We start from the raw sequence: 19,882 nt of genomic DNA, 5'->3' as shown, positions 1-19,882 counted from the left end.
AATGGCGAGCAGTGAGACGGCCTTTGCGGAAGCCCATCGGGCGCGGGGTCTTGCGCCCTTCCTGCGTTCGCAGATGCGCAACATTGCCCCGTTCCTGACGCTGATCTTCCTCTCCGCCTTCTTCGCCTTCGCCAGCCCTTCCTTTGCGACACTGGACAATCTCGGCAACATCCTGACGCAGGTGTCGGTAACAGGCATCATCGCGGTCGGCCTCACCTTCGTGATCCTGTGCGCCGAGATCGATCTCTCGATCGCCAGCATCGCCAACGTCACCGGCATTGCGGTTGCCTACTTCACGCTGCAGGACTCCTACGTCAACATCGCCAACATCCCCCTGCCCGGCGCGATCGCGATCATCCTGTCGATCCTGCTCTGCGCCCTGCTCGGCCTCGTCAACGCGCTGGGGCTGACCGTGATCGGCATCCCCTCCTTCATCATGACGCTGGCGATGATGCAGATCGCAGCCGGCATCTCCGCGCTCCTGGTGCGCGGCCAGATCGCCTACAAGGTACCGGGCCTGATCACGATGCTCGGATCGGGCTCGATCGGCGGCATTCCCTGGATCGTCATCGTCGCCGCCATCATGCTGCTCGGCGGCCATCTGGTGCTGACCTACACGCGCTTCGGCCGCTACGTCTACATGGTCGGCGGAAATCGCGAGGCGGCCGAATATTCCGGCCTCAACGTCAAGCTGATCCTCGGCGCAGTGATGGTGATCTCGGCAGTGTGCTCCGGCATCGGCGGCATGCTCGGCGTCGCCCATTTCGGCAGCGCGCAGCAGAACGAGTTCGACACCTATTTGCTCGACTCCATCGCCGCCGTCGTCGTCGGCGGCACCAGCCTGTTCGGCGGCCGCGGCGGCATCGGCAACACCATCGTCGGGCTCTTTGTTCTCGGTGTCCTGAATAACGGCCTCGACCACGTCAACATCGACAGCTTCCTGAAGATCCTGATCCGCGGCCTGATCCTGCTGGCGGCGCTGATCATCAACGTCTATGCACAGCGGCTACGGGAAAAAGCGGCGGAGTAGACGGCCGTCGAAACCAAAATGCGAAAACAACCCCATGCAAAGTAGCCGGGGCCAGCGGAATCAATGACTTGCCGACGAAGTCGCGAAATTGCGGATTTAGCGAAGCGCATTTGACTCGTCGGGCAAAACAGGAGCATGATGTCATCGTGGCGGCGAGCACATCGGCGGCAGTCCTCCTCAAGAGTTTTTGACGTCGCACCGATCTCGTCATTGCGAGCGTAGTAGTGAAGCAACAAATCACGCTCTCCCGATAGAAGTATGAAGCGGCAGCTCGGCTGGCATCCGCATCTTCTCGTCTGTAAGAGTGTTCCGGACTCCTTGCAACGATTGCATTGATTTGGATCATGGTGACCACCACAAATCCCTTCGAAAAATGGGATGTTGAAAGTGGGAGGACGCCTATGAAGAAGCTTTCAATTGCCGCCATCATTCTCGCCGCCACCGAGATCACCGCCTTCGCCCAGCCGGGCAAGCCGGTCGATGCAGGCAAGCAGGCGTATGAGGTCCAATGCGCCGTTTGTCATGGGCTGGACGCCAAGGGGAATGGCCCCTACGTCACGAGCCTCAAGGTCGCGCCATCCGATTTGAGCTCATTGTCCAAGAAGAATGGCGGAGTGTTTCCGGTCGATCGCGTCATCAAGGTGATCGACGGACGGACCGAGATCTCCGCCCATGGCTCGCGCGACATGCCGATCTGGGGCAAGCGATGGGCCGTGAAAGCAGCGGAACACTATGTCGACGCTCCCTATGATCAGGAGGCCTACATACGCGCTGAAGCACTGTCCATCGTGGACTATCTGAACCGCATTCAGCAGTAACGCAGTCCCCATCGAGCTCTCACGTTGATCGCGCGCCATCGTGTCGGCTGGCCCCTGCCCGGCACCCGCCGAGGTTGATCTAAATCAACGTCTGTCATGAAATGCCGTGGCTCGCTGCGCGGGACGTTTGTTGATTGCAGGAGATTTCATATGTTCTTTAGTGCATCGCGCGTCGCTATTCTAGCTGTCGCAGCTTTCGGAATGACGGGCGCTTTATCCGCCCAAACGGCGCCTCCCCCTCACGTTCCGCTGCAAAAAACCATCGGCGCAGCCAAGACCGAGGTGGTGCCATCACTTTTCGTGCTGAACTCCCGGGGCGCCGTATTGCAGGGCAACAAGCTGGTTCTGACCGGCGTTTCCCCAAATGCGATCGTCTTTGCCGATCGCCCGGTGCGTGCTGCCGGTCATGATCTCACGAGTCGTATCGTCGAAGATTGGGGAGCTGGCAGCGACAATTTCCAAAAGGACCCGCCAAACGCGACGGTGTCTGCATTCCAGAAGGACGGTGGCGGCGTGCGCGACGTGGTCGTCGTCTTGAAGAATCCGAAGCTCGAAGGTGAAAACCTGGCGTTTGACGTCGATGTTCTCGAGGGCGACATCAAGGGCGCAGATGGTGCTGCTTCGGTCTTCATCGACATCATCGGCCGTCCATTCACACCTATGTCGTTTGCGGGGGTCGGACGCCGAACAGCGTTTCGAGGCGCATATTACGCGGGTGCAGCGGCGGTCGGAGCCGCGGCGGTGGGGGCTGCTTATGGAGCCTATGCGCCGCGCTGCGGCTACTATCCATATCCGCCTTGTTACTGAACGAGACCTCCGTGCTACGGAGCGTCCGACGGTGTACAGCCGTAATTGACGCTCGCTTTATTGTCTTACTTGCAGGTCTCTCCATTGGCTTGGTTACGCCCGCTCCTGCGGCGAGCAATCAGGCTCGCGCACCTGACGCGAAGGTTCGAGCGTCGCCCTCACAGGGGCCGATCTCCCCAGCCACGCTTGGGTCGGTTTTACGACAAGACCTCTTCGATCGCGGCAATCGTAGCAACCTCAGATCCAATTGGCCGGCTCCGCCGGCACAGCCGGGACAATTTTAGGAACGGAGAGATAGATGAAAGTCATTCTGTTTTCCCTTGCAATGCTCGGTAGTCATTCGTTGATACCGATCTCCGATCGTGTTCCCGAATTGAAGATCGAAGCGCTCTGCAAGACGACGTCTGAAACTGATAAAGCAATGGGATTGGCGTTGGCACAGAGCGATGCGGATTGCATGCGCGACGAAAGGGCCGCGCAACAGCAACTTGGAACAATATGGACGGCGACCAGGCCGGCTGTTCGCGATTCATGCGAGGGCGAGGCCGTATCAGGCGGGGCCCAAAGCTACGTCGATCTCCTTACGTGCATCCAGATGACGGACGCGGCGAATGCGCTGGCATCGACCACGCCGCTCAGAGGGGCGAGCAAGAACCGAAACAAGCAATAGCAGAAGCAAAGTCTTTGTAGGAGCGAGTTCATGACCATCAAGCCCCTGCTGCTAGTCGCCAGCGTGATGGCTGCAATCGCGCCCGCCGGCGCCTCGGCCCAGTCGATCAATCTTACCGGTATCTACAGATGCATCCAGATGTGCCGAGGAGAGTTGCCGGCGTACGTCACGCAGAATGGGACTGAGCTCAACTTGTTGACCGAGGCCGGTGTGCCGTCTCGTGCTTGGCCGGACTGGTACTCGCCAGCAAACCGGATCTGGATCGATGCCTTCAATCTGAGCGCGGTCTATTCACCTGACGGAATGCTAATCCAGTTTGACAATGGGACCATCTGGCAGCGCAATCTTCCGCCTCCGCCGCCCGCACGCCGGGGAAGATAGCACGGGTGCCAACCCGATACGGAATTGCGTCGACGAAGGATAAGCAGCCAGCGGCCGTGGCTTCGAGAAGCCTTGATAGGCAGACGCGCTACGACAGGCTTGCCGCCAACCACCTTACGCCAAGCCATCAGTGCTGCGGTCTCCTCATTCAAGGATCGCCTGCAACTCAAATCCGGCCCTGAGCGTTGGCGAACGGGAGATGCGCTCTCTATCTTAGCGAGATCCCGCTTTCCGTCGTCGCCAGCGCCATCCGCCCCGCAATCTCGTCAGCCCGCCAGCACCGCACCGCATGCCCGTCGGCACGCGTCTCCAGTACCGGCCCCGGCTCGCTCCGACACACCGCCTCCGCGTAACGGCAGCGTGGGCTGAAGGCGCACCCGTTCGGCGGATTGAGCGGGTTGGGAAGGTCGCCGCCGGTCGTTGCCAGCGGGGCATGGCGCAGGGGATCGGGGATGGCGGCGATCAGGGCTTGCGTGTACGGGTGCGCCGGCCGTTCGAAGATCTCACGCCAGTCGCCGTTCTCGACGATGCGGCCGAGATACATCACGGCGACGCGGTCGCTCATGTGCTCGACGACGCCGAGGTCGTGGCTGATCATGATGTAGGACAGGCCGAGCGTGTCCTTCAGCTCCAGCAGCAGATTGATGATCTGGGCGCGGATCGAGACGTCGAGCGCCGAGACCGGCTCGTCGCAGATGACGATTTTGGGATTGAGGATCAGCGCGCGCGCTATGCCGATGCGCTGGCGCTGGCCGCCGGAGAATTCATGCGGGTAGCGGTCGGCTTGCTCGGGTCGCAGGCCCACGTGTTTGAGCATGGTCGCGACGCGGTCCTCGATCTCGCTTTTCGCGGTCACGCCGTGCACACGGAGGGGATCCTCCAGGGTGCGGCGGACGGTCTGGCGCGGATTGAGCGAGGCGTAGGGATCCTGAAACACGATCTGCACGGTACGGGCCAGTGCCTTGCGATCGCCGGATGGCCCATCCGTCACGACCTGTCCGTCCACTACGATACGGCCGCGCGTCGGCTTCACCAGGCCCAGGATCGACAATGCGACCGTCGACTTGCCCGACCCGGACTCACCGACGAGGCCGAGGCATTCGCCCCGCTTCAGCGTGAGATCGACGCCGTCGACGGCACGGAGCAGCCGCCGCTCGCGGCCGAACAAGCCGCCTCCCAGCGGAAAATGAACCGCGAGATCCCTGACGCTGAGAACGACATCGTCGTCCGGCCTTCCCTGCGGCTCATGCATGGTGGTGACACCTCACCAGCCCGCCGCCCTCCAGCAAATCAGTCCCCGGCGCGACGGTCCGGCAAATATCCGTGGCTTGCGCGCAGCGCGGATTGAACCGGCAGCCGTCCGGAAAACTGGTGATCGCGGGGACGACGCCCGCGATTTCCTTGAGCCTGGTGCGTCCGAGCGCGGCGCGGCTGCCGAGCCGCGGCAGCGAGTCGACCAGGCCTTGGGTATAGGGATGCGACGGCGCGCGGAAGATGTCGGCCGAGCCGCGCTGCTCGACGATGCGGCCGGCATACATGACGGCGACGCGGCGGCAGACATTGGCGACGAGGCCGAGATCGTGGCTGATCATCAGGATCGCCGTTCCCCGCTCGGCGCATAGATTCCGCATCAGCTCGATGATCTCCGCCTGCACGGTCACGTCGAGCGCCGTGGTCGGCTCGTCGGCGATCAGGAGGTCCGGACCGCAGGCGAGCGCAATGGCGATCATCACGCGCTGGCGCATGCCGCCGGAGAGCTGGTGCGGATAGTCCTTTACGCGCCGCTCCGGCGCGGGCACACGGACACTCGCGAGCGCCTCGACCGCGAGCTGGTTGGCTTCCCGCCAGCTCTTGCCCTTGTGCAGCACGAACATCTCGGCGATCTGCCGTCCCACCGGCGAGACCGGATTCAGCGCCGTCATCGGCTCCTGGAAGATCATGGCGATGCGGTTGCCGCGCAGCTCCCGCTGCCCGGCGGCGGAAAGGCTCTGGATCTCCCGTCCATCGAACCGGATGACACCGCGGCCGATCGACAAAGGCGACCGCAACAGGCCGATCAGAGCGAGCGCCGTGATGCTCTTGCCGCAGCCGGACTCGCCGACGAGGCCGAACGTCTCGCCGCGATCGATGCGGAACGAAACGCCTTCGGCCGCCGCAACGCGCCTCGATCCATCATCGAGATCGATACGGAGATCCTCGACCTCGATCAGCGGCACGCCCGTCATGTCCGCCGGCTCCGTGAATGGGGATCGAGGATGTCGCGCAGGCCATCGCCGAGCAAATTGAGGCCGAGCACCGTCAGGAAGATCGCAAGGCCGGGAAACAGCGAGAGCCACGGCGCCGTCGTGATCTGGTCGCGGGCCTCCGAGAGCATGCTGCCCCAGCTCGGAAAGGGCGGGCGGACGCCGAGGCCGAGGAACGACAGTGCAGCCTCGGACAGGACCGCGCTGCCCATGCCCAGCGTGCCGATGACGACGATCGGCCCGAGCATGTTCGGCAGCAGCTGCGTGATCATGATGCGCAGATCGCCGTAGCCGAGCACGGTTGCGGCCTGGACATAGCCCTGGTTCCGCAGCGACAGCGCCGAGGCCCGTGCGAGGCGGCAGGTGAAGGACCAGTTGGTCAGCCCGAGTGCGATCAACAGGCTGGTGAGGCCGGGGCCGAGCACCGCCATGATGGCGAGCGCGAAGATCAGCGAGGGGATCGCGAGCATCAGATTGGTCAGGGCGTTGACGACATCGTCCCACCAGCCGCCAAAATAGCCGGCGCTCAGGCCCAGCCCTACACCGATGACGCTGTTGATGAGCTGGGAGACGATGCCGACCGTGAGCGAGACGCGTGCGCCGTAAAGGACACGGGAATAGATGTCGCGGCCCTGCCCGTCGGTGCCGAACCACCAGGTCCAGCTCGGGGGCTCCTCCGCATTCATCAGATTGGCGTCCATGACGGGGTCGGTGTGCGCCAGCCAGGGCGCGAGCAGGCCGACGATGATCGCGAGCGCGAACAACGACCCGCCGATGACGAGATTGGCGCGGAGCTTCATGCGTATCTGATCCTGGGATCGATCACGCCGTAGAGCACGTCGATCAGCAGATTGATCGCGAGAAAGAACAGCACCACCACGAGAATGGAGCCCTGGACGGCCGGAATGTCGCGCTGCAGGACGCTGTCCACCAGCAGCGAGCCGATGCCCGGCCAGGAGAACAGTTTCTCGACGACGACCGCCTGCCCCATCAGCGCGCCAAATTGCAGGCCCATGGTGGTGAGAATGAGGACGAGCGCGTTGCGCATCACGTGCCACTTCACGACGCGTGTCTCGCTCATGCCCTTCGAGCGCGCGGTGCGGACGAAGTCGGCGGTCATGATCTCGAGGACTGCCGCGCGCGTGGTCCGGGCCAGCAGCGCCATTGGCGAGACGCCGAGCGTCACGGCCGGCAGGATCAGATTTTTGAGGCCGCCATCGCCATAGCCGAAACTCGGCAGCCAGCCGAGTTTGAGCGCGAACAGGTACATCAAGAGCAGTCCGAGCCAGAATTTGGCCAATGACAGGCCCGACACCGCCAGGACCATCGAGACGGTGTCGACGAGGCTGCCCGGCCGCAAGGCCGCGATGAAGCCGAGCGGCACGCCGAGCAGAACCGCAAATGCCATGGAGGCGAAGATCAGTTGCAGCGTCGGCCATGCCCGCTTGGCGATCATGGTCGTCACCGGCTCACGCGTCCGGAACGACGCCCCCAGATCACCGGTCGCGAGTCTTGCGACATAGGCGCCGAAACGCACATAGACGGGCTGGTCGAGGCCGAGCTGCTTCTTCATGCGCAGCTCGACCTGCGGATCGCTGTCGTCGCTCATGGTCGAGACGATGCTGCCGGGAACGACGCTGAACAGCACGAAGACCAGCAGCACGACGGCAAGCACGGTCGGAATGGTCTGCAGGAGGCGACGGATCAAGAACGCGAGCATCTCAACTTTTCCCCGCTCCCTCCATCGCCCGTTGCGCCGGAGGGAGCGCGCGTGTCACTTCGCGGGCGAGGTCTCGTCGACCCAGAGGTCCTCGACGCTCTGATGGGTCAGCTCCGTCGCGTTCAGCTGAACTCCCTTGAGCCAGGGCTGCACCGCCATCACCGCCTTGTTGTAGTTGAAGAACCAGACCGGCGCTTCGTCATAGAGCAGCGCATTGGCCTTCTGCAGCAGCTGGCCGCGCTTGGCGACGTCATCGGCCTGTCCGGCCTCGTCCATCAACTTGTCGAAGTCGGCGTTCTTGAAGTTCATGTAGTTGCAGGCCGATTGCGGCGTCGCCGAGTGGAAGCATTTCAGTGCTGCCTGGGGATCCGGGCCGGTCTGCTGGGAATAGATGAAGGCCTGGTAGTCGCCGGTGCGAACCACCTCTGCCAGCACCGCGGTCTCGACCTGCTTGACCTTGGCCTTGATACCGACCTTGTCCAGCATCGGGATCACGGCCGTGACGATCGGCAGGCCCCAGCTTTCGTTCTGGCTGGTGGTCCATTCGAACTCGAAACCGCCGGGATAGCCCGCGTCCGCGAGCAGCTGCTTGGCCTTCGCCGGATCGAAGGGATACGGCTTCATGGTCTTGTCGTAGAGCGGCGAAGTCAGCGGCAGCCAGCTGGTGGCGCGATAGGCCTTGCCCTTGACCAGCTTGTTGATGATCAGGTCGGTGTCGATCGCGTAGTTGATCGCCTGCCGGACCCGCTTGTCGGCGAACGGCTTGAACGAGGTGTTCATCCCCATGTAGCGCGTGAAGACCTCGGCGACCTCGACGATGGTGCCCTTGAGGTCGGCGTCGGACTGGTAGGCGACGTACTGCGCAGGTCCCAGCACCGAGGTATCGATCTCCTTGTTGCGGAAGGCGACATCGCGTGCCGCGGCCTCGCCCATGACCGAGACGATGACCTTGTCGGCGTAGGGCTTGCCGGGCTTGTAGAACCGGTCCCACCGCTCCAGCACGATGCGCGATCCCGGCACGTGCTCGACGAACTTGAAGGGCCCGAGACCGATCGGCTTCTGGATGAAGCCCTCCTTGGCGGCCTCGTCGGCGGGATAGATCGAGGTCAGCGCGGTGAAGAAGTAGAAGCCCGGATCGACCTTCTCGGTCAGCTTCATCTCGATGGTGAAGTCGTCGATCTTCTTCAGGCCGGAGATCTCCTTGGCCTGGCCCTTCTCGACCGCGGCGGCGCCCTCGATCACGCGGACATAGCGCGCGCCGGGAAAGGCTTTTGTGCCGTCCATGATGCGGTTGTAGGACCAGATGACGTCGTCGGCGGTCATCTTGCGGCCATTGTGGAAATAGGCATCGTCGCGCAGCTTGAAGGTGTGAACGAGACCTCCTCCGGAGACCACGTCCTCCCTGGCGAGTTCCAGGACGGGCTTTCCTTGCGCGGAATTCCAGATGTAGAGCGAGCGGTGCAGCGCCTTGGCGTAGATCTCGTCCTGGGCGCGCTGCGTGGTGTGAATGTCGAGGCTGGTGAAGCTCGAGCCGTAGGGCGCCGTCATCCGGATGGTTCCGCCCTTGCGCGGCGTCTGGGCCTGCGCTGTGGCGACGAGCGCCAGTCCCAAACCAGCGACGAGCGCCACTTTCCTGAACATCATATCCCCTCCGGCACGACAGGCGTATTCCAGTCACGGAGTTGACCACCCGCGGCACGTCGAGTGCAAGCATCTCTTTTCGTCTTGGATGCCGCAGTTCCTGGCAACACATCCTCCAAGACGCCCGCCCGGGGGGAAAAACCCTCAAGATGAGGTCGTGCTCCGCGGCGAGACCCTCAAACCATCCAGAATCGGAAGCGGGCGGCGCACGCCGGCGAAAAGCTGGCTAACTCCGACGGTGCCGCAGGCAAATTGCCGGACAGCCAGAAGATCGATCTGCCGCCCGGCAGGTACAAGGTCACGCTCAAGGTCGACGGCGGTGCGGCAGAGAGCCGGGAGTTCGAGGTCGCGGCGAACGAGACCTGGGGTCTGCTGGCCGGCACGGACGGCGCCCTGCTGCCGATGCGGCTTTATTGAGCCGCATGAACCTCTAGCCGTTCGCAAACTCCGGCATCCAGTCCCGCAGTTTTCGCGCGGCGCCGGTGACGTCGCCGATCGTCCGAAATGCTCCCGTCTCCACCATCATCGCGCGCGCCAGCCGGACCGCCCGCGCCTCCCTCTCAGCCCGTTTCCGCGGATCCTCGATCAGCTCGAAATCGAAGTTGTGGGCGAGGCCGAAGATGCGGCGGATGATCTTGGCTGCGGCGAAGCCGACGGTGTCGGCAAACAGGCGCTGCATGTAGGCCTGCCGTTCGGCCTCCAGCCGAGCGGCGCCCTTCTCGCCTGGAAAGAGCGAGGGCGGATAGGCGTCACCGGCCGCGCCGGCGCGCCAGAGATCGAGGAACTTGCCGGCGAATCCGGTCCAGACCTGCTCGACCGCCTCCAGCACCCAGCCCTCGAACGCGGCCCGCTCGCCCGGCGCGCGCTCGTGGCCGGCGGACGCGAAAAAGGCCATCAGCAGATTGGCCAGCACGGCGCCGACGTCGAACCCGATCGGGCCGTAGAACGCAAATTCGGGGTCGATCACCCGCGTCTGGCTGTCCGTGACCATGATCGAACCGGTGTGGAAGTCGCCATGCAGCAGCGCCTCGGGGCTCGCCATGAATTTCAGCTTCAGCCGGGAGATCGCGACATGCAGCTCCAGGTCGTCGCGCAGATCGGCGGCGAGGCCGTCGAGGTACGGCGCGGTCCAGCGATTCTGCTCGGCGATGCGGTAGGGATCGGTGAAGATCAGGTCTTCGGTGATCTTGCACAGCGCGTGATTGCCGGCGAAAGCGGCGATGCCCTCCTTCTTCTCGGCGGCGGAGAGCGCGAGGTCGGAGGTGAAGAACAGCGTCCGCGCCGTGAAGGTGGTGATGTCGTCCGTGAAGCGCGGATAGCGCGCTCCCGCGACCAGCCCCTTGCGCATGATGATGTGGGGCTCGAGCAGCTCCATCACCGTCAGCGCCAGCTTTTCGTTGTGATGCAGCAGGGCCGGCACGAGGCCGGGTGCGAGCTGGGCCTGCCGGGACAGCGCGAGATATTCGTAATGGGCCCGCGACAGCGGCAGCGGCCAGCTCTCGCCGACGAGGCGGACGTAAGGCAGCGCCTGCTTCACCGCGACACCGCCGCGCGCGCCCTTGACGATGAAGACGAGGTTGAGATTGCCGTCGCCGACCTCGGTGATCACCCAGGACGCGGGATCGCCGCCGAGCAGCGCCTTGAGGTCCGGAAGGCCCGCGAGATAGTCCCGCAGTGCCGCCTCATGCAGAATCCGGTAGTCCCCCGCCTGCGCCATGACGATCCCACCCCACGTATTTGGGCATGATCTTTCTCGGAAAACCGCTTCGCACTTTTCCGGATCATGCTTGGCATGGCCGGATCGTTACTCCCGCTCCAGGAAGCTCGAGCCGATCTCGGCCTTTCTTTTGATCGGATCGTAATCGCAATAGACGCTATCCGCCACCAGCGTGTAACTGGCGACGACGTTGTATTTGTCTGGCTTGACCGAGTTCAGGCCGATCACCGAGGTGCTCTTGCCGCCATTCCACTTGAAGGGCGTCGAGCTCCTGGCCTGCTCGCAGGCCATCACCGCCTCGTTGAAGACGTAGCCCTCGACGAACGCCTTCAGCGTCCGGGCCTGAACGGCGATCTTCCATTCGAAATAGCCGATGGCACTGATCCCGGCGACGATCAGCACCAGAAGCGCGACGACGATCCTCTGAAAAGTCATTCGTTCCCCCAATATACGAACTATCTCCGCCGTCATTGCGAGCGCAGCGAAGCAATCCAGAATCCCTCGGCGGTAAGACTCTGGATTGCTTCGCTGCGCTCGCAATGACGAGCTTGGTTGATATCCTTCGTCCCTTACACCTCTAAAACGGCATGCCCATCAATTTCGACAGGCGTTCGATCGAGAGATAGCCGGCATGGTAAGCCGCCATGCCGAGGCCGTAGATGATGGCCGAGATGATCGTGGTCCAGATCAGCTTGCGCCCCATCCGCGTCAGGATCGGCGCGCCGGGATCGGTGCCGGGGGCGCCGACGCCGTCCTCGTGCTGGCTGCGCACGCCGAACGGCAGCGTCAGGAACAGCGCGATCCACCAGATGACGAAGTAGATCGCAAGCGCGGTCGAGATCTGGATGGCCATGGGGCCTTACGCCTGCTCGATTTCGACCAGCGCGCCGGAAAAATCCTTCGGGTGCAGGAACAGCACCGGCTTGCCATGGGCGCCGATCTTCGGCACGCCGTCGCCGAGCACCCTTGCCCCCTCCTTCACCAGCGTGTCGCGCGAAACGATGATGTCGACGACCTCGTAGCAGACATGGTGGATGCCGCCGTCGGGATTGCGCTCGATGAACTTTGCGATCGGCGAGGTTTCGCCGAGCGGCTCGATGAACTCGATCTTGGTGTTGGGCAGTGTCGCGAACACGGTGGTGACGCCGTGCTCGGGCAGCGGCACGGCTTCCGAGATCTGGGCGCCGAATGCCGCACCGTAGATCTTTGCGGCCTTGACGGCGTCCTTGGTCGCGATCGCGACATGGTTGAGGCGACCCAGCATGTTTCTTCTCCCTCAGCGCATGATCCGGAGACCGCGCCTATTCTACACTGTCAGGACGTGTACCAGACAGGGGGGCTTTTTGCCCCAATGTTCGTTGATGACAGCCCGGACGGCGCGTCGCACCGACTCGGCCAGCGCGTCCGGATCGCGGCGGCGCGCCTTCGGCAGCCCCTCGATCGTGGACATGACGGCGTCGAAGACGAGGTCGTCGAAGGTCTCGCCCGCCCTGTTCTTCTCGGGGATGCCGACCAGATCGACCTCGGGTTCGTCGGCCAGTTCCCCCTGCGCAGTCATGGCAATGGCGACGAAGGCGCAGCCGGAGAAGGCCATGCGGCGGCGCTCGACCACGGCACGGGACTTGGAGTCCTCCAGGATCGTGCCGTCCTTGTAGAGCCGGCCCGAGGGCACCTCGCCGACGATGCCGGGATCGCCGGGCCCGAGCTTGACGAGGTCGCCGTTACGGCAGACCAGCACGCGCGGCACGCCGGCGGCGCGGGCGAGCTTTGCATGCTCGTGCAGGTGCAGCGCTTCGCCGTGGGCGGGGATCAGGAGCTGCGGCTTCACCCAGGAGATCAGCTCGCGCAGCTCGTCGCGGCGCGGATGGCCGGAGACGTGGACCAGCGCATCGCGGTCGGTGATGATCTCGACGCCCTGGAGCACCAGATTGTTCATGATCGAGCCGACGGCCTTCTCGTTGCCGGGAATGGTGCGCGAGGAGAAGATGACGCTGTCGCCGCGGTTCAGGGTGATCTCGGGATGATCGTCATTGGCGATGCGCGCCAGCGCGGCGCGCGGCTCGCCCTGGCTGCCGGTGCAGAGCGCCAGCACCTTGTCCTGCGGCAGGTGGCCGTAGACCTCGGGCGAGCGGAAATTCTGCACGCCGTCGAGATAGCCGGTCTCGCGCGCGACCTGCACCACGCGCTCCATGGCGCGGCCGACCACGACGACCTCGCGGTCCGCTGCCCTGGCAGCGTCAGCGACGGCCTTCACGCGGGCGACGTTGGAGGCGAAGGTCGTGACCGCGACGCGGCCCTTGGCCGATTTGACGAGATCGATGATGGTTTTGGCGACCTCGGCCTCCGACGGCGAGCGGCCGTCGCGCACGGCATTGGTGGAATCGCCGATCAGGGCGAGCACGCCCTCCTCGCCGAGCTCGCGCAGCCGCTTCTCGTCGGTCGGCGCTCCCAGCGTCGGGGTCGGGTCGATCTTCCAGTCGCCGGTGTGCAGCACGATGCCGGCTTCGGTGTGGATCGCGAGCGCATGCGCTTCTGGAATCGAGTGCGCGACCGGAATGAACTCGACGTTGAACGGGCCGATATCGACCCGGCCGCCCGACGGGACCACGGTGACCGGAATCTCTGGCGCATTGCGCTCGGCGGCGCATTTGGCCTCGAACAGCGCGGCGCTGAATTTCGTGGCGTAGATCGGGCATTTCAGCTTCGGCCAGAGATCGATGATGGCGCCAAAATGATCCTCATGGGCGTGCGTCAGCACGAGGCCCATCAGGTTCTTGCGTTCCTTCTCCAGGAAGCTGATGTCGGGCATGATCAGGTCGATGCCGGGCAAATGCTCCTCGTCGCCGAAGGACACGCCGAGATCGACCGCCAGCCAAGAACGCTGGTGACGGTTGCCCAGGCCATAGATCGACAGGTTCATGCCGATCTCGCCGACGCCGCCGAGCGGCGCAAACACCAGTTCGTCGGGCCTCGCCATCAAGCAGCCCCCACCGAGCGGGCCGGGCCGAAGAACACTTCGCCGGCTGCCACCGGCACGCGCCGGCCCTCCGCGGTGCGGACGATCAGGCAGCCGGTGTCATCGATGGTGTCGAAAATGCCTTCCAGCGTCGTCGTCCCCGTATGGATCGCGACCCGCTCGCCGAGACCAGCGGCGCGCTCGAGCCACAGTTTACGGATATCGGCAAAGCCGCGGCCATTGTCCCATATGCCACGGAACTCGACCCAGGCGTCCGACAGGGCCGTAAACAGCTCCTCCGCGCTGATCTGGACGCCGAGGGCTGCGAGCGACACGGCGGGCGTCGGCGTGCCCTCGGGCGCTGCGACGACGTTGGTGCCGATGCCGACGACGACGGCAAGGCGGTCGCCGACCGCCTCCGCCTCCAGGCCGATGCCGACCAGCTTCTTGCCGTTGGCGAGGACGTCGTTCGGCCATTTCAGCGCGTATCTGGGCCGGCCCTCGCCGAGGCGCAGCGCGGCCTCGAGGCTGACCTTCTCCAGGGCGGCCTCCTCCGCGAGCCCCGCCGCAAACCCGATGGTGGCGGCAACCGCTGGTGCGATGTCGAGGACCTCGAGGACGCTGGCGGCGAGATTGCCCTTCGGGGCGATCCAGGGGCGCTGGCGGCGGCCGCGGCCGGCGGTCTGCTCCGATGTGACGAACCACATCGGGCCGCGTTCGCCGGCCCTGGCGTGCTCGATCGCGTCGGTATTGGTCGAGCCGGTCCGTTCGAAAGCCGCGAGCTTGTAGCCCGCCGAGAGTGCGCGAGGACCGAGCGCGAACCCCATCCTAGAACAGCGACTTTGCCGCGGCGGAGGCGACGCTCACCACGGGACCCGCAAACAGCGCGAACAGGATGTTGAACACGCCCGCGACCGCGAGCACCGTCCTCACCTCGACACGCACCGGGTCGACCTGGCCGGCCGGCTCGTCGAAGTACATCGTCTTGACGATGGCGAGATAGTAGTAGGCGCCGACGACGCTGGTCAGCACGCCGATGACGGCGAGCGTGAACAGGTTCGCCTTGATGGCGGCGACGAAGACGTACCACTTGGCGAAGAAGCCGGCGAGCGGCGGAATGCCGGCGAGCGAGAACAGCAGCATCGCGAACATGAAGGCGAGCAGCGGGTTGGTCCGCGACAGGCCCGCGAAATCGCTGATCTGCTCGACGGCCTGGCCGTTGCGCTTCATGGCGAGGATGATCGAGAACGAACCGAGCGTCATCGCGACATAGATCACGATGTACATCAAGACGCCCTGCGCGCCCTCGACCGTGCCGGAAGCAAGACCGACCAGGGCGAAGCCCATGTGGCCGATCGAGGAATAGGCCATCAGGCGCTTGATGTTGCTCTGGCCGATCGCCGCGAAGGCACCGAGCGCCATCGAGGCGATCGAGACGAACACCAGGATCTGCTGCCACTGCGAGACGATCCCGGGGAAGGCGGTGAGCGTGACGCGGGTCAAGACGGCGAGCGCAGCGACCTTCGGCGCGGACGCGAAGAAGGCGGTCACCGGCGTCGGCGCGCCCTCGTAGACGTCGGGCGTCCACATGTGGAACGGCACCACCGAGATCTTGAAGCAGAGGCCGGCGAGCAGGAAGACGAGGCCGAACACCAGGCCGACATTCGCGGCCGTCACGGCGGTAGCGATGCCGGTGAAGCTCACGGTGCCGGTGAAGCCGTAGATCAGCGAGGCGCCGTAGAGCAGCATGCCCGAGGACAGCGCGCCCAGCACAAAATACTTCAGGCCGGCTTCGGTCGACTTGGCGTTGTCGCGGTTCGAGGCGGCGACGACATAGAGCGCCAGCGACATCAGCTCGAGGCCGAGATACAGCGAGATCAAATCGCCGGCCGAAATCAGCACCATCATGCCGAGCGTCGAGAGCAGCACCAGGATCGAATACTCGAAGATGCGGCGCGACGGATCGGACAGGAACTCGGTCGACAGCACCAGCGTCACCGCCGAGCCGATCAGGGCCAGGATCTTCATGAAGCGCGCGAAGTCGTCGACGATGAAGCTGCCGCCGAAGGTCACCTGCTTGCCCGCGGGCTGGGCGTAGACGAGCACGCCGACCACGACCAGCAGCAGGACCGCCAGCGAGGTGACGGTCCTGGTCGTCCCCTGCCCGCGATAGGCCCCGAGCATCAGAAGCGCCATGGCGCCGACCGCGAGCACGAGCTCGGGCAGCACCGGCGCCAGTTGATAACCTGCAGTCGAAAAGCTCATGGCGATATCCTGACCTGCCCGATCACTGGAGCAGTGCGGCGGCCTTCACGGCCGTCACAGCGGAGTTGTAATTGTTGACGAGTTGCTGGACCGAGGCGGCCGACATGTCGAGCACCGGCTTCGGATAGACGCCGAACAGGATCGTCAGCGCGATCATCGGGAACAGCGTCACGCATTCGCGCAAGGTGAGATCCTTCATGCTCATCAGCGACGGCTTGACCAGCGCCCCGAACACCACCTTGCGGTAGAGCCACAGCGCGTAGCACGCCGAGAGGATCACGCCGAAGCTGGCGAAGAACGCGGTCGGGATCGAGACCTTGAAGGTGCCGAGCAGCGTCATGAACTCGCCGACGAAGCCGCTCGTTCCGGGCAGACCGACATTGGCCATCGTGAAGACCATGAAGGTCATCGCATAGAGCGGCATCCGGTTGACGAGGCCGCCATAGGCCGCGATCTCGCGGGTGTGCAGGCGGTCGTAGACAATGCCGACGCAGAGGAACAGCGCGCCGGAGACGATGCCGTGCGAGATCATCTGGAACACGCCGCCGGCGACACCCTGCATGGTGCCCGCGAAGATGCCCATGGTGACGAAGCCCATATGCGCCACTGACGAGTAAGCGATCAGCTTCTTCATGTCCTCCTGCATCAGGGCCACCAGCGAGGTGTAGATGATGGCGATGGTCGAGAGCGTAAAGATCAGCGGCGCGAAGTCGTGCGAGGCCAGCGGGAACATCGGCAGCGAGAAGCGCAGGAAGCCATAGCCGCCCATCTTCAGCAGGATCGCGGCGAGGACCACGGAGCCCGCGGTCGGCGCCTCGACGTGCGCATCGGGCAGCCAGGTGTGCACCGGCCACATCGGCATCTTCACCGCGAAGGAGGCGAAGAAGGCAAGCCAGGCCCAGGTCTGCAAGGACCGCGGCACGGCAGTGTGCATCAGGGCCGGAATGTCCGTGGTGCCGCCGTTCCAGTACAGCGCCATGATGGCGAGCAGCATCAAGACCGAGCCGAGCAGCGTGTAGAGGAAGAACTTGAACGAGGCATACACCCGGCGCGGACCGCCCCAGACGCCGATGATCAGGAACATCGGGATCAGGCCGCCTTCGAAGAACAGGTAGAACAGCACGAGATCGAGCGCGCAGAAGGTGCCGACCATCAGCGTTTCCAGGATCAGGAACGCCATCATGTATTCGCGGACGCGGTTGGTGATCGCCTTCCAGCTCGCGATGATGCAGAACGGCATCAGGGCGGTGGTCAGGATCACGAAGGGCAGCGAAATGCCGTCGACGCCCATGTGGTAGGTAATGCCGGTGGCGAGCCAGCTCGCCTTCTCGACGAACTGGAAGTCGGCGCTGCTGGGGTCGAAGCGCATGACCAGGAGCACCGACACCGCGAAGGTGATCAGCGTGGTCCAAAGCGCGATCCAGCGCGAATTGCGCTTGGCCGCCTCGTCATCGCCGCGGCTGAGATAGACGATCAGCGCGCCGACCACCGGCAGGAACGTCGTGACCGAAAGAATGGGCCAGGTTGTCATTTACTGGCCTCCAAAGCCGAACATGAACCAGGTGATCAGGCCGGCGGCACCGATCAGCATGGCGAATGCATAATGATAGAGATAGCCGGTCTGGATCTTCACGACGTTGCGGGTGACGTCCAGCACGCGGGCGGAGACGCCATCGGGCCCGAAGCCGTCGATGACGAAGCCGTCGCCCTTCTTCCAGAGCTGATAGCCGATCCACTTCGCCGGACGAACGAAGATGACGTCGTAGAGCTCGTCGAAGTACCATTTGTTGAGCAGGAACTGGTACAGCATCGGCTGCTCTTGAGCGAGCCGAACGGGGATGTAGGGCCGGCGGATGTAGAACAGGTACGAGACGAGGAAGCCCAGCACCATCATCACCGTCGGCAGGAAGGCGATGGTCTCGGGGATGTGGTGCATCTCCTCGATGATGTGCGGGTTCATCTTCACGGACTCGCGGAAGAACTCCTCGACGCCGTGGCCGGCGAACAGCTCCTTGAACGGCAGACCCGCGACGAACGAGCCGACCGCGAGCACGCCGATCGGGATCAGGATCCAGAGGGGGGCCTCATGCGCGGCTTCGTAATGATGCTCGTCATGCGGCTCGCCGTGGAACGTCTTGAAGATCAGGCGCCAGGAGTAGAACGAGGTCAGGCCGGCGGCGACGACCGTCATCAGGAAGCCGTACACCCCGAACGGATTGTGCGAGGCGTAGGCGGACTCGATGATCGCGTCCTTGGAGAAGTAGCCGGCGGTGAGCGGGAAGCCGGTCAGCGCCAGCGTGCCGACCACCATCACCGCATAGGTGTAGGGGATCTTGCGCCAGAGGCCGCCCATGTTGCGGATGTCCTGCTCGTGGTGCATCGCGTAGATCACCGAGCCGGAGCCTAGGAACAGCAGCGCCTTGAAGAAGGCGTGCGTGAACAGGTGGAACATGCCGACCGAATAGGCCCCTGCTCCCATCGCCACGAACATGTAGCCCAGCTGCGAACAGGTCGAGTAGGCGACGATGCGCTTGATGTCGTTCTGGACGAGGCCGATCGTGGCCGCGAAGAACGCCGTGGTGGCGCCGAAGAACATCACAACAGCCTGGGCGGTCGGGGCGAGCTCGAACAGCGGCGACAGGCGCGCCACCATGAAGACGCCTGCGGTAACCATGGTCGCGGCGTGGATCAGCGCCGAGACCGGGGTCGGGCCTTCCATCGCGTCCGGCAACCAGGTGTGCAGCAAGAACTGCGCCGACTTGCCCATCGCGCCCATGAACAGCAGCAGGCAGGTCAGGGTCAGCGCGTCGGCGTGCCAGCCGAGGAAGTTGATGGTCTTGCCGGTGAGACCGGGTGCGGCATGGAAGATGGTCTCGAAATCGGTCGAGCCGGCCAACATGAAGACCGCGAAGATGCCGAGCGCGAAGCCGAAATCGCCGACGCGGTTGACCACGAAGGCCTTGATGGCCGCCGCATTCGCCGACGGCTTCTGGTACCAGAAGCCGATCAGCAGGTAGCTGGCCAGACCCACGCCTTCCCAGCCGAAGAACAGCTGGACCAGGTTGTCCGCGGTCACCAGCATCAGCATGGCGAAGGTGAACAGGCTGAGATAGCCGAAGAAGCGAGGCCGGTACGGATCCTCGTCCATGTAGCCGATGGAATAGAGGTGCACGAGCGAGGACACGGTCGTCACCACCACCAGCATCACGGCGGTGAGCGTGTCGACGCGCAGCGTCCACCAGACCTGGAGGTCGCCGGAGAAGATGAAAGGCAGCAGCTGGATGCGGGCGTCATGGTGCATGAAGCCGACATCGACCAGCGTCATCCAGGACAGCGCCGCCGCGACGAACAGCAGACCCGTCGTGATCAGCTCGGCGCCGCGCGAGCCCGCCGCCGCCGGCTCGACCGGGCCGTGGCCGTCATGGCCGTCGCCGGGCTCGTGGTGGCTCTCGTGGATAACGGAGGCATCCTCGTTGATCGTATCGGACGCATGGGCGTGCGCGCCGTGACCGTGGTCGCCGTGATGCTCGACCTCGTCGCCCGAGGGGTTGCGGGCATGCGCGCCGACCAGCGAGATCAGGCCGGCCAGAATGGCGCCCAGCAGAGGCAGGAAAACGATTGCCTGAACCATTTG

Annotated in this window: 20 protein-coding genes; 6 read left to right on the top strand and 14 right to left on the bottom strand. The window is 64.2% G+C overall.

Annotated features, from left to right (window positions below):
- Nucleotide 1: 1 nt before the first annotated feature.
- The 5 genes from GGD63_RS00270 to GGD63_RS00250 all read left to right on the top strand — a co-directional run bounded on the left by GGD63_RS00270 (nucleotide 2) and on the right by GGD63_RS00250 (nucleotide 3,706).
- Nucleotides 2–1,030 carry an ABC transporter permease gene (locus GGD63_RS00270; RefSeq protein WP_183238922.1) on the top strand — a complete coding sequence of 343 codons (1,029 nt, stop codon included), beginning with the start codon at nucleotides 2–4 and terminating at the stop codon, nucleotides 1,028–1,030.
- Between the two features lie 401 nt (nucleotides 1,031–1,431).
- A complete protein-coding gene (locus GGD63_RS00265; RefSeq protein WP_183238921.1) occupies nucleotides 1,432–1,848 on the top strand; it encodes a c-type cytochrome in 417 nt (138 codons plus the stop codon).
- A 150-nt stretch (nucleotides 1,849–1,998) separates the two neighbouring features.
- Nucleotides 1,999–2,655 (top strand): hypothetical protein, encoded by a 657-nt coding sequence (locus tag GGD63_RS00260; RefSeq protein WP_409334038.1) that lies wholly within the window; start codon nucleotides 1,999–2,001, stop codon nucleotides 2,653–2,655.
- A gap of 298 nt (nucleotides 2,656–2,953) precedes the next feature.
- A complete protein-coding gene (locus tag GGD63_RS00255; RefSeq protein ID WP_183238920.1) occupies nucleotides 2,954–3,325 on the top strand; it encodes a hypothetical protein in 372 nt (123 codons plus the stop codon).
- 30 nt (nucleotides 3,326–3,355) lie between these two features.
- Nucleotides 3,356–3,706 carry a hypothetical protein gene (locus tag GGD63_RS00250; protein WP_183238919.1) on the top strand — a complete coding sequence of 117 codons (351 nt, stop codon included), beginning with the start codon at nucleotides 3,356–3,358 and terminating at the stop codon, nucleotides 3,704–3,706.
- 208 nt (nucleotides 3,707–3,914) lie between these two features.
- Here GGD63_RS00250 and GGD63_RS00245 read toward each other — a convergent pair whose 3' ends face one another.
- From GGD63_RS00245 to GGD63_RS00225, 5 genes are read right to left on the bottom strand one after another with little or no spacing between them, the layout of a single operon-like run.
- Entirely contained in the window at nucleotides 3,915–4,958 is a 1,044-nt protein-coding gene (locus tag GGD63_RS00245) for an ABC transporter ATP-binding protein (protein WP_183238918.1), read from the bottom strand.
- Nucleotides 4,951–5,931 (bottom strand): ABC transporter ATP-binding protein, encoded by a 981-nt coding sequence (locus GGD63_RS00240; protein WP_183238917.1) that lies wholly within the window; start codon nucleotides 5,929–5,931, stop codon nucleotides 4,951–4,953. Before GGD63_RS00240 ends, GGD63_RS00245 begins: the two co-directional genes overlap by 8 nt.
- Complete coding sequence (locus GGD63_RS00235) at nucleotides 5,928–6,749, bottom strand: ABC transporter permease (protein WP_183238916.1); 822 nt, start codon at nucleotides 6,747–6,749, stop codon at nucleotides 5,928–5,930. Before GGD63_RS00235 ends, GGD63_RS00240 begins: the two co-directional genes overlap by 4 nt.
- Nucleotides 6,746–7,669, bottom strand: a complete 924-nt coding sequence (locus GGD63_RS00230; protein ID WP_183238915.1) for an ABC transporter permease — start codon at nucleotides 7,667–7,669, stop codon at nucleotides 6,746–6,748. The genes GGD63_RS00235 and GGD63_RS00230 overlap by 4 nt, the downstream gene beginning before the upstream one ends.
- Before the next feature lie 54 nt (nucleotides 7,670–7,723).
- Nucleotides 7,724–9,313, bottom strand: coding sequence for an ABC transporter substrate-binding protein (locus tag GGD63_RS00225; protein ID WP_183238914.1), 1,590 nt, complete (start codon nucleotides 9,311–9,313; stop codon nucleotides 7,724–7,726).
- A 249-nt stretch (nucleotides 9,314–9,562) separates the two neighbouring features.
- Here GGD63_RS00225 and GGD63_RS00220 point away from each other — a divergent pair, with 249 nt between their 5' ends.
- Complete coding sequence (locus GGD63_RS00220; protein WP_246785327.1) at nucleotides 9,563–9,727, top strand: hypothetical protein; 165 nt, start codon at nucleotides 9,563–9,565, stop codon at nucleotides 9,725–9,727.
- A 13-nt stretch (nucleotides 9,728–9,740) separates the two neighbouring features.
- Here GGD63_RS00220 and mtnK read toward each other — a convergent pair whose 3' ends face one another.
- The 9 genes from mtnK to nuoL all read right to left on the bottom strand — a co-directional run bounded on the left by mtnK (nucleotide 9,741) and on the right by nuoL (nucleotide 19,879).
- Complete coding sequence (gene mtnK / locus GGD63_RS00215; RefSeq protein WP_183238913.1) at nucleotides 9,741–11,027, bottom strand: S-methyl-5-thioribose kinase; 1,287 nt, start codon at nucleotides 11,025–11,027, stop codon at nucleotides 9,741–9,743.
- An 87-nt stretch (nucleotides 11,028–11,114) separates the two neighbouring features.
- Nucleotides 11,115–11,462 carry a hypothetical protein gene (locus GGD63_RS00210; protein WP_183238912.1) on the bottom strand — a complete coding sequence of 116 codons (348 nt, stop codon included), beginning with the start codon at nucleotides 11,460–11,462 and terminating at the stop codon, nucleotides 11,115–11,117.
- Between the two features lie 142 nt (nucleotides 11,463–11,604).
- Nucleotides 11,605–11,880: a DUF1467 family protein gene (locus GGD63_RS00205; protein ID WP_183238911.1), complete on the bottom strand. Its 276-nt coding sequence runs from the start codon at nucleotides 11,878–11,880 to the stop codon at nucleotides 11,605–11,607.
- 6 nt (nucleotides 11,881–11,886) lie between these two features.
- Complete coding sequence (mce, locus tag GGD63_RS00200) at nucleotides 11,887–12,291, bottom strand: methylmalonyl-CoA epimerase (protein ID WP_183238910.1); 405 nt, start codon at nucleotides 12,289–12,291, stop codon at nucleotides 11,887–11,889.
- Nucleotides 12,292–12,333: 42 nt separating this feature from the next.
- A complete protein-coding gene (locus GGD63_RS00195; RefSeq protein ID WP_183238909.1) occupies nucleotides 12,334–14,004 on the bottom strand; it encodes a ribonuclease J in 1,671 nt (556 codons plus the stop codon).
- Nucleotides 14,004–14,810 carry a biotin--[acetyl-CoA-carboxylase] ligase gene (locus tag GGD63_RS00190; RefSeq protein ID WP_183238908.1) on the bottom strand — a complete coding sequence of 269 codons (807 nt, stop codon included), beginning with the start codon at nucleotides 14,808–14,810 and terminating at the stop codon, nucleotides 14,004–14,006. The genes GGD63_RS00195 and GGD63_RS00190 overlap by 1 nt, the downstream gene beginning before the upstream one ends.
- A gap of 1 nt (nucleotide 14,811) precedes the next feature.
- Complete coding sequence (nuoN, locus tag GGD63_RS00185; RefSeq protein ID WP_183238907.1) at nucleotides 14,812–16,248, bottom strand: NADH-quinone oxidoreductase subunit NuoN; 1,437 nt, start codon at nucleotides 16,246–16,248, stop codon at nucleotides 14,812–14,814.
- 22 nt (nucleotides 16,249–16,270) lie between these two features.
- Nucleotides 16,271–17,779, bottom strand: coding sequence for an NADH-quinone oxidoreductase subunit M (locus GGD63_RS00180; protein ID WP_183238906.1), 1,509 nt, complete (start codon nucleotides 17,777–17,779; stop codon nucleotides 16,271–16,273).
- On the bottom strand, nucleotides 17,780–19,879 hold the full coding sequence (nuoL, locus tag GGD63_RS00175; protein ID WP_183238905.1) for an NADH-quinone oxidoreductase subunit L: 2,100 nt from the start codon (nucleotides 19,877–19,879) through the stop codon (nucleotides 17,780–17,782). It abuts the gene before it with no gap.
- Between the last annotated feature and the right edge of the window lie 3 nt (nucleotides 19,880–19,882).

Source organism: Bradyrhizobium sp. cir1 (assembly GCF_014198245.1).
Lineage (GTDB): Bacteria > Pseudomonadota > Alphaproteobacteria > Rhizobiales > Xanthobacteraceae > Bradyrhizobium.
The sequence above is the reverse complement of the archived record's forward strand: the minus strand, read 5'-3'. Positions and strand labels throughout refer to the sequence as shown.

Bases quoted from the DNA above. Each gene is read 5' to 3' on its own strand.
- GGD63_RS00270 (WP_183238922.1), top strand. From the start codon at position 2: ATGGCGAGCAGTGAGACGGCCTTTGCGGAAGCCCATCGGGCGCGGGGT.
- GGD63_RS00265 (WP_183238921.1), top strand. From the start codon at position 1,432: ATGAAGAAGCTTTCAATTGCCGCCATCATTCTCGCCGCCACCGAGATC.
- GGD63_RS00260 (WP_409334038.1), top strand. From the start codon at position 1,999: ATGTTCTTTAGTGCATCGCGCGTCGCTATTCTAGCTGTCGCAGCTTTC.
- GGD63_RS00255 (WP_183238920.1), top strand. From the start codon at position 2,954: ATGAAAGTCATTCTGTTTTCCCTTGCAATGCTCGGTAGTCATTCGTTG.
- GGD63_RS00250 (WP_183238919.1), top strand. From the start codon at position 3,356: ATGACCATCAAGCCCCTGCTGCTAGTCGCCAGCGTGATGGCTGCAATC.
- GGD63_RS00245 (WP_183238918.1), bottom strand. From the start codon at position 4,958: ATGCATGAGCCGCAGGGAAGGCCGGACGACGATGTCGTTCTCAGCGTC.
- GGD63_RS00240 (WP_183238917.1), bottom strand. From the start codon at position 5,931: ATGACGGGCGTGCCGCTGATCGAGGTCGAGGATCTCCGTATCGATCTC.
- GGD63_RS00235 (WP_183238916.1), bottom strand. From the start codon at position 6,749: ATGAAGCTCCGCGCCAATCTCGTCATCGGCGGGTCGTTGTTCGCGCTC.
- GGD63_RS00230 (WP_183238915.1), bottom strand. From the start codon at position 7,669: ATGCTCGCGTTCTTGATCCGTCGCCTCCTGCAGACCATTCCGACCGTG.
- GGD63_RS00225 (WP_183238914.1), bottom strand. From the start codon at position 9,313: ATGATGTTCAGGAAAGTGGCGCTCGTCGCTGGTTTGGGACTGGCGCTC.
- mtnK (WP_183238913.1), bottom strand. From the start codon at position 11,027: ATGGCGCAGGCGGGGGACTACCGGATTCTGCATGAGGCGGCACTGCGG.
- GGD63_RS00210 (WP_183238912.1), bottom strand. From the start codon at position 11,462: ATGACTTTTCAGAGGATCGTCGTCGCGCTTCTGGTGCTGATCGTCGCC.
- GGD63_RS00205 (WP_183238911.1), bottom strand. From the start codon at position 11,880: ATGGCCATCCAGATCTCGACCGCGCTTGCGATCTACTTCGTCATCTGG.
- mce (WP_183238910.1), bottom strand. From the start codon at position 12,291: ATGCTGGGTCGCCTCAACCATGTCGCGATCGCGACCAAGGACGCCGTC.
- GGD63_RS00195 (WP_183238909.1), bottom strand. From the start codon at position 14,004: ATGGCGAGGCCCGACGAACTGGTGTTTGCGCCGCTCGGCGGCGTCGGC.
- GGD63_RS00190 (WP_183238908.1), bottom strand. From the start codon at position 14,810: ATGGGGTTCGCGCTCGGTCCTCGCGCACTCTCGGCGGGCTACAAGCTC.
- nuoN (WP_183238907.1), bottom strand. From the start codon at position 16,248: ATGAGCTTTTCGACTGCAGGTTATCAACTGGCGCCGGTGCTGCCCGAG.
- GGD63_RS00180 (WP_183238906.1), bottom strand. From the start codon at position 17,779: ATGACAACCTGGCCCATTCTTTCGGTCACGACGTTCCTGCCGGTGGTC.
- nuoL (WP_183238905.1), bottom strand. From the start codon at position 19,879: ATGGTTCAGGCAATCGTTTTCCTGCCTCTGCTGGGCGCCATTCTGGCC.